This window comes from Methylorubrum populi, from assembly GCA_036946625.1.
GTDB lineage: Bacteria > Pseudomonadota > Alphaproteobacteria > Rhizobiales > Beijerinckiaceae > Methylobacterium > Methylobacterium populi_C.
Map to the genome: position 1 here is coordinate 1,366,788 of JAQIIU010000002.1, position 12,300 is coordinate 1,379,087.

The 12,300-nt window shown below is 70.8% G+C and carries 13 protein-coding genes; 7 read left to right on the forward strand and 6 right to left on the reverse strand.

What is annotated here, in order from left to right:
- The first annotated feature begins 344 nt into the window (after positions 1 to 344).
- From PGN25_08425 to PGN25_08435, 3 genes are all read left to right on the forward strand, one after another.
- On the forward strand, positions 345 to 794 hold the full coding sequence (locus tag PGN25_08425) for a DUF1449 family protein (protein ID MEH3117612.1): 450 nt from the start codon (positions 345 to 347) through the stop codon (positions 792 to 794).
- Between the two features lie 28 nt (positions 795 to 822).
- The gene (locus PGN25_08430) at positions 823 to 2,523 is read left to right on the forward strand and encodes an SPFH domain-containing protein (protein MEH3117613.1); all 1,701 of its coding nucleotides are present in this window, start codon (positions 823 to 825) and stop codon (positions 2,521 to 2,523) included.
- Between the two features lie 291 nt (positions 2,524 to 2,814).
- Positions 2,815 to 4,125, forward strand: coding sequence for an IS4 family transposase (locus tag PGN25_08435; protein MEH3117614.1), 1,311 nt, complete (start codon positions 2,815 to 2,817; stop codon positions 4,123 to 4,125).
- A gap of 12 nt (positions 4,126 to 4,137) precedes the next feature.
- On the opposite strand, the gene PGN25_08440 is transcribed toward PGN25_08435, so the two are convergent.
- The 3 genes from PGN25_08440 to PGN25_08450 all read right to left on the reverse strand — a co-directional run bounded on the left by PGN25_08440 (position 4,138) and on the right by PGN25_08450 (position 6,217).
- Complete coding sequence (locus PGN25_08440) at positions 4,138 to 4,356, reverse strand: hypothetical protein (GenBank protein ID MEH3117615.1); 219 nt, start codon at positions 4,354 to 4,356, stop codon at positions 4,138 to 4,140.
- Between the two features lie 17 nt (positions 4,357 to 4,373).
- Positions 4,374 to 4,904 carry a single-stranded DNA-binding protein gene (gene ssb, locus PGN25_08445; GenBank protein MEH3117616.1) on the reverse strand — a complete coding sequence of 177 codons (531 nt, stop codon included), beginning with the start codon at positions 4,902 to 4,904 and terminating at the stop codon, positions 4,374 to 4,376.
- A 296-nt stretch (positions 4,905 to 5,200) separates the two neighbouring features.
- The gene (locus tag PGN25_08450) at positions 5,201 to 6,217 is read right to left on the reverse strand and encodes an NADP-dependent oxidoreductase (protein ID MEH3117617.1); all 1,017 of its coding nucleotides are present in this window, start codon (positions 6,215 to 6,217) and stop codon (positions 5,201 to 5,203) included.
- A gap of 116 nt (positions 6,218 to 6,333) precedes the next feature.
- Here PGN25_08450 and PGN25_08455 point away from each other — a divergent pair, with 116 nt between their 5' ends.
- Positions 6,334 to 6,753, forward strand: coding sequence for a DUF4174 domain-containing protein (locus PGN25_08455; GenBank protein MEH3117618.1), 420 nt, complete (start codon positions 6,334 to 6,336; stop codon positions 6,751 to 6,753).
- Between the two features lie 70 nt (positions 6,754 to 6,823).
- On the opposite strand, the gene PGN25_08460 is transcribed toward PGN25_08455, so the two are convergent.
- Positions 6,824 to 7,324 (reverse strand): hypothetical protein, encoded by a 501-nt coding sequence (locus PGN25_08460; GenBank protein MEH3117619.1) that lies wholly within the window; start codon positions 7,322 to 7,324, stop codon positions 6,824 to 6,826.
- A 290-nt stretch (positions 7,325 to 7,614) separates the two neighbouring features.
- Between PGN25_08460 and PGN25_08465 the strand changes: the two genes are divergently transcribed.
- Positions 7,615 to 8,325, forward strand: coding sequence for a phosphodiester glycosidase family protein (locus PGN25_08465; protein ID MEH3117620.1), 711 nt, complete (start codon positions 7,615 to 7,617; stop codon positions 8,323 to 8,325).
- Between the two features lie 212 nt (positions 8,326 to 8,537).
- Here the strand turns inward: PGN25_08465 and PGN25_08470 are convergent, their stop codons facing one another.
- A complete protein-coding gene (locus PGN25_08470; protein MEH3117621.1) occupies positions 8,538 to 8,714 on the reverse strand; it encodes a hypothetical protein in 177 nt (58 codons plus the stop codon).
- An 80-nt stretch (positions 8,715 to 8,794) separates the two neighbouring features.
- A complete protein-coding gene (locus PGN25_08475; GenBank protein ID MEH3117622.1) occupies positions 8,795 to 10,069 on the reverse strand; it encodes a glycosyltransferase family 4 protein in 1,275 nt (424 codons plus the stop codon).
- 133 nt (positions 10,070 to 10,202) lie between these two features.
- Here PGN25_08475 and PGN25_08480 point away from each other — a divergent pair, with 133 nt between their 5' ends.
- Both PGN25_08480 and PGN25_08485 read left to right on the forward strand, forming a co-directional pair.
- The gene (locus tag PGN25_08480; protein MEH3117623.1) at positions 10,203 to 11,465 is read left to right on the forward strand and encodes a glycosyltransferase; all 1,263 of its coding nucleotides are present in this window, start codon (positions 10,203 to 10,205) and stop codon (positions 11,463 to 11,465) included.
- A 272-nt stretch (positions 11,466 to 11,737) separates the two neighbouring features.
- Positions 11,738 to 12,091, forward strand: coding sequence for a phasin (locus PGN25_08485; GenBank protein ID MEH3117624.1), 354 nt, complete (start codon positions 11,738 to 11,740; stop codon positions 12,089 to 12,091).
- Positions 12,092 to 12,300: the final 209 nt, after the last annotated feature.

Genomic DNA, 12,300 nt, shown 5'->3' on the forward strand with positions numbered 1-12,300 from the left:
GGGTCACCGGCACGGCTTCGGCCGCCGCCGACCCCTCGGTCGAGGAACTGGACCGCCTGCACCGCGACGACGCCATCGAGCGGCGGCTCGCCGCGCTGAAGCAGGGCCGACCTTCGTGAGCGCGCTGGTCAGCCCCCTCGCCGGCCCCGCGCTGTTCCCCTTCACCCTGGCGGCGGCGGTGATGGCCGGCCTCGTCGTGGTCGAGGCCCTGTCCCTCTTCGTCGGACAGTCCCTCTCCGGGCTGGTCGATGGCGCCCTCGGCCACGACGCAGGCCAGCCGGGCGGCGGCGGCGACCTCGCGACCGCGGCGGATGCGAACGGGCCGCTCTCCCCCCGCCGCCCTGATGTCGTGGATCAATCTCGGCCGCGTGCCCTTCCTGATCCTGCTGATCCTGGCGCTCGCCGCCTTCGCGCTGGCGGGCTTCGTCCTGCAAGGCCTCGCCTCCGCCCTCCTCGCTCCCCTGCCGGCACCGGTCGCCGTCCCGCTCGCCGGCGCGGCGACGCTGCCGGCGCTCCGGGTCTCGACCAAGGCCATCGCCGGCCTGATCCCGCGCGACGAGAGCTACGTCGTCACCGCCGACGACCTGATCGGGGCGACCGCCGAGGTCACGCTCGGTCCCCTCGACCAGGGACTGCCCGGGCAGGTCCGAGCCCTCGACCGCCACGGCAACGCCCATTTCCTGCGCGCCCGCGCCGCCCCCGGGGCGCCTCCCATGGAATCCGGCACCCGCGTCCTCATCGTCGACCGGGCCGACGCCGTCTACGTCGCGGTGCCCGCCGCGCCGGATCTCTGACTTCCCCCAGCCGAAAGGATCGCTCACGATGGACATGGTCGGTTCCGGTCTCGTCAACCTGCTGGTGATCGCCGGCATCATCGTCGTCGCGCTGCTCGGCATCGGCTTCGTGTTCAGCCGGCTCTACCGGCGCACGACCCGCGACACCGCCTTCGTCCGCACCGGCCTCGGCGGACGCAAGGTCGTGGTCGACGGCGGCGCGGTGCTGCTGCCGGTGTTCCACTCCATCGCCATGGTGAACCTCAACACCCTGCGGCTGGAGGTGAAGCGCTCGGGCAACGAGTCGCTCATCACCAAGGACCGGCTGCGGGCCGACATCACGGTCGAGTTCTACGTCCGGGTCGAGCCCAAGGAGGAGTCGATCGCGCTCGCCGCCCAGACGCTCGGCGACCGCACCAACGACGCCATGCTGCTGCGCGAACTGATCGAGGCGAAGTTCGTCGATGCCCTGCGCGCGGTCGCCGCCGGCATGACCCTGCCCGACCTTCAGGAGAAGCGCGCCGCCTTCGTGAAGGGGGTGCAGGAGGCGGTCTCGGGCGACCTGCGCCACAACGGCCTCGAACTCGAATCCGCCTCGCTGACCCGGCTCGACCAGACCTCGATCGAGCATTTCAACCCGGACAACTCGTTCGACGCGGAAGGGCTGGCCCGGCTGAAGGAGATCACCGAGCAGCGCCGCAAGGAGCGCAACGCCACCGAGCGCGACGCCGAGGTGGCCGTGGCCGAGAAGGACCGCGAGACCGCGCTCAAGCAGCTCGAGATCCAGCGCACCACCCGCGAGGCGGAGCTGGCCCAGGAGCGCGACATCGCCAACAAGACCGCCGAGACCCGCGCCGAGACGGCCCAGGCCGAGCAGCGCGCCCAGCAGAGCGAGGAGACCGCCCGGATCGAGCGCGAGCAGGCGGTGCGCCTGCGCGAGGCGGAAGCGCGCAAGAACTCGGAGGGCGCCCGGATCGAGGCCGACCTCGCCATCGCCCAGCGCAACGCGGAGGCCGAGCGCGAGCGCCAGCTCGTGCTGCAGGACAACGCCATCAGGATCGCCGAGCGCTCGCAGAAGGAATCCGAAGCCCGCGCCGCCGCCAAGGCCGCCGAGGCCCTGGCGGTCGCCGCGGAGGAGCGCGTCGCCACCGCCAAGGCCAAGGAGATCGCCGAGCGCGAGCGCGAGGTCACGGTCATCGCCGCCAAGCGCGAGGCCGAGAAGGATGCCACCGGCATCACGGTCACGGCCGAGGCCGAGCGGCGCGCGGCGGAGGACCGGGCCAACGCGATCACCACCCTCGCCGAGGCCGAGGCGACCGCCGCCGCCTCGAAGGCGGAGGCCATCGCCCAGCTCGGCCGGGCGGAGGCCGAGCGCGAGCGGGTGATGAACGAGGCCCGCAACGCCCTCTCGGCGGAGGCGCGCGCCTACGAGACCGGCCTGAAGCGCCTCGGCATCATCCCGGATGCCCTGCGCGAGAGCATGCGGGCGGTGGAGAAGATCGACTCGATCCGCATCTTCGACGCGGGCGGCATGATGGGAGGCGGCGCGGGCGGCGCTTCCGCAAGCTTCGGCGACAGCCTGTCGGGCCACCTGCTGCGCTACCAGTACAACAGCCCGATCCTCGGGGCGATCCTCGACGAGGCGGGTTTTTCCGACGGAAAGGGCAGCCTCGGCGCGCTGGTCGGCGGTCTGAGGAACGGCACGGCGGCCAAGCCCGTCGCGGACGGGCATGCCGGCGCGGATGCGTGACCGAAAAGAAACGCAGGCTTCGAAATGACCCGAGCGGTGAGAGCCTGTTCGACTGCGATGATCCCATCTCGACCCTCAGGATCAGGGTGGGGATGGGAGTCATGGCTTTCCTCTCGCCTGGCCGCGGCCTGACGAAGACACGTCGGCCGGTCAAACAGGCCCTGAGAGCTATGCCTTTTAAGGTTCGTTTATATTAACTATATCCTTGCAATGAGCGAAGCATTGCAAGGATCCGATCCAGTCTGGTCTGCCGTCATTGAACGGTTCGAGAACTATGCGCCGACGAGCCTGATGGCCCGCACGGCCTTGGAACACGCGCTGCCGGCCGGCTGGATCGACGAGGTGTTCGAGCAGCATCGCCAGCGGCAATACACGCGGGAGTTGCTGTTCTCCACTGTCGTCAGGCTGACGATGCTCGTCGCTCTCGGCCTGCGCTCGTCGTTGCACGCCGCTGCGCGCGAAGCCGAAGACCTGACCGTCTCGCTGCCCGCCCTCTACGACAAGGTCAACCGCACCGAGCCCGACCTGCTGCGCGCCCTCGTGCGCGGCAGCGCGACCCGACTGGCCCCGGTGATGACCGCGGCGGGCACCGGCCATCCGAGCCTGCCGGGCTACGCACTGCGCGTGCTGGACGGCAACCATCTGCCCGGCAGCGACAAGCGCCTGAAGCCTCTGCGCGCGCATCGCGGCGCCGCCCTGCCGGGGCAGACCCTGGTCGTCTACGATCCCGATACCGGCCTGGCCGTCGATCTGGTGGCGGCCGAAGATGCTTATGCCGACGAACGGGCGCTGGCCCGGGCCCTCCTGGACGCTGCCGCGCCCGGTCAGGTCTGGGTCGCCGATCGGCACTTCTGTGTCCGGACCTGGCTGCAGGGTCTGGTTGAGGCAGGCAGCCACTTCGTGGTGCGTCGGCACGGCAACCATCCCCGCCTGGGCGCGCAGGGGGATTGGCAGGCGTGCGGCTCCTGCGAGACCGGCACACTGTGTGAGCAGAGCATTACGCTGGAGGGGAGCGGCGATGCGTGGCGGCGCATCGCGCTGAGCTTGACGGCGCCAACGACGGAGGGAGACCGGACGATCTGGCTGTGGAGCAACCTGCCGGCGAGCGTCAGTGCGGCGCAGATCGCGCAGGTGTATCGGCGACGCTGGCGGATCGAGGGTCTGTTCCTGCAGATGGAACGGGTGCTGCACAGCGAGGCCGGTCGCCTGGGTCGTCCGCGGGCGGCCCTGCTGGGGTTTGCCGCTGCCGTTCTGGCCCACAACGTGCTGAGCCTGCTGAGCGCGTGCATCGAGCAGGTGCACGGGCCCGAGCCGCGGGTCTCGGTGTTCCACCTGAGCCGTCAGATCGGTGCCGGCTACGAGGGGCTGATGGTGGCGCTCGGACACGGCTCTGTGTTGACGGGCCAGGAGGATGCGGCGAGCGTCGCGGCCCGCTTGCTCGCCTTGGCGGAGCGGGTCGACCCAGGGCGGATTGCAACCAGCCCGCGTGGTCCCAAGCGCAAGGTCGACAAGCCCTATGTAGCGGCGGCTACGGCCCGAAAACACGTCGCCACCGCCAGGGTCCTCGAAAAGGCCAAGCTAATGGCTAAGAAAACACCTTAAAAGGCATGGCTCTCACAGCTCGTCATCCAACCCGCAGCACTCGGCCAGGAAGAGCAGCGAACGGACCTCGGCAGGCTTCACGAAGTCGAACGGAATCCGCCGCCCACCGTCTTCGAGGGAGCGGATCTCCTCGTATCCTCGAGACGAGCGCGGCAACAGGTGCTTCGGCAGCGGGGCCGTCTTGCGCGACCAGGACACCTGCGGCCACGAGAGCATCGTCTTTTCAGACAAGCAGGCTCTGACAGGGTTCAGAACGGGATGTCGTCGTCGAGGTCGTAGTTCGGCTTGGCGCCGCCGCCCGAGGAGGGCCGGCGGTCGCCGCCGCCGGAGCGGCTCGAACCGTAATCGTCGCGCCCGCCGCGATCCCCCCCCCGGCTGATCTGGCCGCCGCCCTCGTCGTCACCCGCGAAGTCGCCGCCGCCCCCGCCGCGGCCGTCGAGGATCGTCATCTCGCCGCGGAAGCGCTGGAGCACCACCTCGGTGGTGTACTTCTCGACACCCGACTGGTCGGTCCATTTGCGGGTCTGGAGCTGGCCCTCGACGTAGACCTTGGAGCCCTTGCGCAGATACTGCTCGGCCACGCGGGCGAGGTTGTCGTTGTAGATCACGACCGAGTGCCACTCGGTCTTCTCCTTGCGCTCACCCGACGCCTTGTCCTTCCAGGACTCCGACGTGGCGATGCGCAGGTTCACCACGGGATCACCCGAGGACAGGCGCCGGGTCTCGGGATCGCGCCCGAGATTGCCGACGAGGATCACCTTGTTGACGCTGCCCGCCATCTCATCTCTCCATCCGGTCCGATCTCACAGGGCATTTCTCGTCACGCCCGCGATGGCCGCGACTCTGAGCGTCCTGCCCCGGCGGGGCAAGCGGGTCGCAGGGCTTGTACCCGCTTCCCACCGCGCTGCCGCCGTTCGTCATGTTCTATCTTTGTTCGAAAGATCGGGCAAGCTTTGCGACGCCTGTCCCAGGGCTGCGGATACGGGTTCACGCAAGCAAGCCTTTCGGATGCCGATCCGCCCCCTCGGTCGTCATTCCGGAGCGCTGAACGAGCGAACCCGGTCCCGGCCACCTGCTACGACACCTTGACGACGAGCTTACCGAAATTGGCGCCGCGCAGCATCCCGGCGAAGGCGACCGGCGCGTTCTCCAGGCCCTCGACCACGTCCTCGCGCGCCCGGACCCGGCCGGCCCGGAGCCAGCCGCCGACATCGCGCAGGAAGTCGTCGTGGAGGGCGGAAAAATCCCAGACGATGAAGCCGCGCAGCGTCAGCCGCTTGGTGAGGATGGCGCGCATCAGCACCGGCGAGCGGTCGGGACCGGGAGGCAGTTCGCTCAGGTTGTAGCCCGAGACGAGGCCGCAGACCGGCACCCGGGCGAAGTCGTTGAGCAGCGGCAGCACCGCGTCGAACACCGCCCCGCCGACATTCTCGAAATAGACGTCGATCCCGTCCGGGCAGGCGCGGGCCAGGGCATCGGGAAAGTCGTCGGCGCGGTGATCGACCGCCGCGTCGAAGCCAAGCGTCTCGGTCAGGTAGGCGCACTTCTCCGGGCCGCCGGCGATCCCGACCGCCCGGGCGCCCTTGAGGCGGGCGATCTGGCCGACGAGGGAGCCGACCGGCCCGGCCGCCGCGGCCACCACGACGGTTTCCTTCGGTTGCGGCCGGCCGATTTCGAGGAGACCGGCGTAAGCCGTCATGCCCGGCATGCCGAGGATGCCGAGGAACCGGCTCGGCGGCCCGTCCGCCGGGTCGAGGCGGCGCAGCCCCCGGCCGTCCGACACGGCGAATTCCTGCCAGCCGGACTGGCTCAGGACGAGATCGCCCTCGGCGTAAGACGGATTTTCCGAGGCGACCACCTCGCTCACCGTCTGGCCGACCATGACCTCGCCGATCTCGACGGGCTTGGCGTAGGATTTCGCCGCGCTCATCCGCCCGCGCATGTAGGGATCGAGGGAGAGCCAGCGGGTCCGCAGCAGAACCTCCCCCTCCTTCGGCTCCGGCGTGCGGCCCTCCTCCAGGCGGAAATGCTCAGGGCGTGGCTCGCCGTGCGGGCGCGCGGCCAGCACGATCCGGCGGTTGACGACGGCCATGGAACTCCTCCGGCGTTTCGGCGAACGGAACCGGGCAGATGGGTCGCGCGCTGGTCCCGGCAATACCGAAAACCGACGGTATCTCGGTGGTGGACGCGAAAGCGCGGAGGTTTGCGATGGCGTGGAAGGCACGCGCGGTGACGACGGCGACGCTGGCAACGATGCTTGCGTCGGGCGGCTCCGCGGCGGGAGCGGGCGACGATCCGCTGGCGGCCTATCGCGGGACGGCTCGGGTTCTCGTCCTGGCTGCGGCCGAGGCGGGCGACGCCCGCCTCGCGGCGCAGCGGCAGGCGCTCGCCTCGGCGCGCACGGGCGCCTCCGAGCGCGATCTCGTCACCGTCGAGGCGGTGGGGCGAGGCGAGCGGGCGGTCGCCCTGCGCCGACATCTCGGCCTGCCGAACGATGGCTTCCGGGCGGTGCTGGTTGGCAAGGACGGGGACGCCAAGCTCACCTCGGAGGAGCCGATCCCGCCGCAGCGCCTGTTCTCGACCATCGATGCCATGCCGATGCGGCAGGACGAGGCGAAACGGCGCTGAGGCAAAAAAGAAGGGGTCGCGCGCGGCCCCTTCGTCGTCGTTCGAATTGTCGTCGTGCGTATCCCTGCGATCAGTAGCACTGCTCGACCAGGACACGGCGATAGCCGTAAGGCGTCCAGCGCACGCGCGGAACGGTGTAACAGCCGCCGCCGAAATAGGGATCGTAGCCGACGTTCGAGTAGCCGTAAGGGCCGCCCCAGCCGCCGTAGGGTCCACCCCAACCGCCGTAGCCGCCGTAGAGGCCGCCGGCGGCAAGGCCGAGACCGAGGCCGAGACCCACGCCGCCCAGTCCGATGCCGCGCCGATAGCCCCAGCCGCCGCCGCGCCAACCGCCGTAGCCGCCGCGCCAGCCACCGAACCCGGCACCGCGATACCCGAAGCCTCGGCCGGCGAAACCGCCGCCGAAGCGCGGGCCGCCGAACCCGGCACCACGGAAGCCGCCACCGAAACCGCCGCCGTGGAAGCCGCCGCCACCGCGGAAGCCGCCGAAGCCGGGACGGGCATCGGCCGTCGCCGGGATCATCATCAGCGCGCCGACCATGGCCGCCGAAGCCAGAACAACCCGTTTCATCAGATCGTCTCCGCCCGAGAGAGAATTGCCGCGAGAGAATCGCTCCCCTGCTCGTCTTGAACGCCCGGCGGAAAAAAACGGTCCCTGCGGCTTCTGGTCCCAAAGCCGTGGCGGCGTCCGCCCTGGGATCGCCGGCCGCTTGAATGCTGCCATGCTTTCGCGCGAGGAGGGCGCTCGCGGCCGAGCACGCCCTGGGGAAGAGTGCCCCGATCAGGCCGCCGCCAGCCAGGAACAGCCCGTCCGTGAAGTGCCGCCTCGCCGTTCTCGTCGCCTGCCTCGGCCTCGTCCCGCTGACGGGCCCGGTCGCTCGGGCGCAGCCCTCGGCCGCGAAGGGAGGCCCCTGCCGGTCGGTCGAGTCGGAAGGGCAGCCCTACACGATCTGCACCGTCGACCTGCGGCGCGAGCGGGTGCGGCTGTTCTGGCTCGGGCCGGACGGGCTGCCCTATTCCTCGCTGTCGAACCTCGCCGACCGCCAGGGGCCGCGGCTCAGCTTCGCGATGAATGCCGGCATGTACGACAAGGGACAGGCCCCGGTCGGGCTCTACGTCGAGGAGGGTCGGGAGATGAAGGGCGTCTCCACCGCCAGCGGGCCGGGCAACTTCCACCTCAAGCCCAACGGCGTCTTCTACGTGAAGGGCGACCGCGCGGGCGTGCTCGACACCGCCCGCTACCTGCGCGCCAAGCCGAGCCCGGATTTCGCCACGCAATCGGGCCCGATGCTGGTGATCGAGGGCAGGATCCACCCCAAGATCTCGGCGGACGGACCGAGCCGTAAGATCCGCAACGGCGTCGGCGTGCGCGACGGCGGGCGCACGGCGATCTTCGCCATCTCGGAGCACCCGGTGACCTTCGGCGCCTTCGCCCGCCTGTTCAAGGACGCGCTCGCCTGCAACAACGCGCTGTTCCTCGACGGCAGCGTCTCGAGCCTCTACGCGCCGGGCCTCGGCCGCTCCGACCTCAGCCGTCCGCTCGGGCCGCTGGTGGGGGCGGTGGCCCGGTGACGGAATTTCGACGACGGCGGCACGACGCTTCCATCGACGCTCGGCCGCATCGTGACGGGCATCGCCCCGACCCGACACCCACCGCGCAATCGGCGCTGACGAACTCGTCCATGGCGCAGCGGCGGTACCGGACGAAACCGAGCCTCGCCCTGGCGCGATGGGCGTTCACCGGTGCCGGATCGAGCGTGAGCCGACCCGGCACCGCCGCGCCGCTACTTCGTGACCTTCACCGAGACCGGATCGCTCGACGGAAAGGTCTCTTCGAGCGCCTCGTCGAGGCGCTGGTCCTTCTCCTCCCGGCCGTTCTCGGGATTGGCCTTGTCCCCTTGGCCGTCCTGCTGGAAACCTTTGGACTTGGTCTCGTCGGTCGGTTGCGTCTTGTCGGACATCGGGTCTCGCTCTTCGTGTACGCCGCGATGCGGCTCCGATGCGGACCAACGCGAGCCGGGCCTTCCTGTTTCGTGAAAGGCTACGGTCCGGCCGGCGCAGTGCCGCGCAAGGCCGACCGGCCCGCCGGCCGCGGGACCGACCGCGCCTCGCGCATCACCAAGCCGTAGACCTGCTCCAGACGGTCGAGATGCGCGTCGACGCTCAAGGGGGCCGACCAGTAGCGCTCGTAGGCGCGCTCGGCCATGCGGGCGGCAAGCGCGTCGTCCGACAGGCGGGCGAGGTGGGCGGCGAGCGCGCCCGCATCGCCCGAGCGGAACCAGAACCCGTTCTCGCCGTCCTCGATCGCCTCGCGACCGGCGCAGGCATCCGAGACGATCACCGGGCAGCCGCAGGCGAGCGCCTCGTAGACCGTGAGCGGCTGGCCCTCGTACCAGAGGCTCGGGAACACCAGTGCCCGCGCCCGCCGCATCAGCGCCTGGACCGCGCGGCCGTCCTTCCAGCCGAGCATCGCCGCCTCGGGGTAGGCCGCCCGAAGCTCCGCGGCGCCCGGCCCGTCGCCGACGAAGACCGGGCGGACGCCCGCCCGCCGCGCGGCCTCGGCGAAGATCGGCGCCCCCTTCTCGGTCGAGATGCGGCCGACGAACAGGACATCGCCCCGGCCGTCCCGCTCCAGGGGGCGGCGCTCGACCGAGACGGGATTGTCGATCCGGTGGAACACCGTGCGGGCGGGCAGCAGCGGGGCGATCACCCGCTCCTGCAACGCGCTGATCGTGACGACGTGGCGGAACAGGCCCGGCAGGCCGGCGACGTGCTCCATTCCGAGATGGCGGACCACCCGCACGAGCTTGCGCGGATAGGAGCGGGCGTCGCAGTTCGTGGTCAGGCAGGCCGTCGACATCGGCCTGCGATGGCAGATCCGGTCGGCCGGGTAGTCGTAGAAACCGCCGTTGGGGCAGACGAGGAAGAACTCGTGCATCGTGTAGAGGCACGGCAGGCCCGAGCGCCGGATCGCCGTGCCGACGGACGGCGAGAGCGCCTTGGCGAAGGCGTGGACATGGACCAGCGTGTCGCGCGGATCGCACAGACGCAATTCGGCGGCGAGGCGGGCGGCGGCGGGCGCGTTCCAGACCGCCTGCACCGCGAAGGCGAGCTTGTTCGCGGTCGAGGCGATGTCGTCCTGACCCAGGCAGATCACCCGCGCCCCGCTCTCGGCGAGCCGCGGATCGACGGGACCGACCGCGGCGAACACCGTCACCCGATGGCCGCGCCGCCGCAGGCCGACCGCCGAATCGAGGGCGACCTTGGCTTGGCCGCCGTTGACGTGGGCGTGGTCGAGAACGAGGACGACGTGCACGGCGGCTCCCGGTTCTTCCTGGCAACGGGCTCCGTGCCTGTTTACCGGCCGGCAGTTGATCGCCCGTAAACCTCGGGAGCAGAAGTCGGCCGCGGTCGCGGCCTCTCCTCCTGCTCCCGGGCGAGGCGCCGCCATGCACGTCGTGATCCTCGCCGAGTTCGCCGCCGCGAGCGGGGGCGCCGAGAAGGTCGCGGTGGAATCCGCTCGCGGGCTGGCCGAGGCCGGCGCCGCCGTCACCTACGTCCAGGCCGTGGCCGGCCCCGTCGATCCGCTGCTCGCCCATCCGCGCGTCACCCGCGTCCCCCTCGACCTGCCGGACGTGTGGTCGCTGACGGCGTGGCGCGGGGCGGCGAGCGGGATCTGGAACGGCGAGGCCGCCGCCCGCCTCGGGCGGACGCTCGACGCCCTGCCGACGCGGCCCGATTGCCTCCACCTGCACCAGTGGACCCGCGCCCTCTCGCCCGCCGTGCTGCCGGTGCTTCTGTCGCGCGGCGTGCCGCTGGTGCTGACGCTGCACGACTACGCCCTCGCCTGCCCGAACGGCGTCTACTACCGCTTCGACCGGGCCGAGCCCTGCACGCTGAGGCCCATGTCCGGCGCCTGTCTCGCGGCGGCCTGCGATCCGAAGTGCCGGCTGCACAAGCTGGTGCGGGTCGGGCGGGCGGCGGCGATGCGGGCGGCGGCGGGCCGCGCGCGCCTCGACGTCGTCCATGTCTGCGACGCCAGCCGCGCCCGGATGGAGGGGATGCTCGCCGGAATGCGCCCGCGCCACCACCGCATCGACAATCCCGTGCGGGTCGAGAAGCGGGTGCCGGCCGAGCCGGCCTCGGGCGACGCGGTGGTCTATGTCGGACGCCTCACCGGGGAGAAGGGCGCCGACCTCGTGGCCGAGGCCGCCCGCCGGGCCGGACTGCCCGCCCTGTTCGTCGGCGCCGGTCCGCTGGAGGCGCGCCTGCGGGCGGAGGGGGCGGAGGTGATCGGCTGGCGGAGCCCGGCGGAGGTCGAGACCATCCTGCGGGACCGGGCGCGGGCGGTCTGCGCGCCCTCCCGCTGGTACGAGACCGGGCCGCTCACGGTCTACGAGGCGCTGGCGCAGGGCCTGCCCGTGGTGGCCTCGCGCCGCTCCGGCGCCGCCGAGAAGGTCAGGGACGGCCGGACCGGATTCGTCGTCGAGCCGGAGCCGGAAGCGCTGGCGGGTGCCTTCCGTGCGCTCAGGGACGACGCCGTGACCGCACGCCTCGGCCGGGAAGCCTATGAAACATACTGGCAGGCGCCGCTCACCCTGGCGGCCCATGCCGGGTCTCTGCTCGCGCTCTACCGGAGACTCGGGGACGAATACAGTATGCGGCAGTGCGGTATGAGCCGGGCCACGGCCGCATCCGCAGCGGCACCCTAGGACGTCCGCCGCCCTTGGCAAGAGGCCCTTTCGGTTATTATAGTGCCGAAACCGGCCACGCGGCGATCCCGGGCCCACCCGGGAAACTGGATTGATAACAAAAGCATAAATTAAAAATAACAGAGTCCGGCCCTGAGCGAGGGCCTCACGGAACTGTCCTTGACTTTCATGTTGCACTGCAACATATGAGGTGCGGGCCGGTCAGCCGCAGGGGCGCGACGCAAGCGTCCGCGGCACCGAATTCTCCCGGTCCGACTTGACAGGAGAGCACGATGAGCACCCCGAGCTTCGAGATCCCCACCGAGTTCCGTGATTTCGCCGACAAGAGCGTCGACCAGGCCCGCAACGCCTTCGGCACGTTCCTGAACGGCGCGGTGAAGACCTCCGAGCAGTTCCGCAACTCGGCCTCGACCGTCCAGTCGACCCTGCATGCCGCCGTGCTCAAGAGCCTCGACCACGCCAAGACCAACGCCGACACCACCTTCGACTACGCCCAGCGCGTGGTGCGCGCGAAGGACGTCCGCGAGGCCTTCGAGATCCAGTCCGAGTTCGTGAAGACCCAGTTCGCCACCCTCCAGGCCCAGGCCAAGGAGTACGGCGCCCTCGCTCAGAACGCCGCCCGCTGATCCGGTCCGGCCTCGGGCCGCGGCATCGCTGCCGCCGGTCCGAGCGCGGGAGTGCGGCGTGACCGATCCCGGCCTGCCGGGGGCGACACGCGCCGTGCTCCGACGCCATGCTCTCCCGAAGCGCTCCGGGCCCGGCCCGGAGCGGCCTTGAGGGAGGATCACGAACGAGGAGAAGATCCATGTCGTCGAGCCGCCGCAGGGGACGTGCA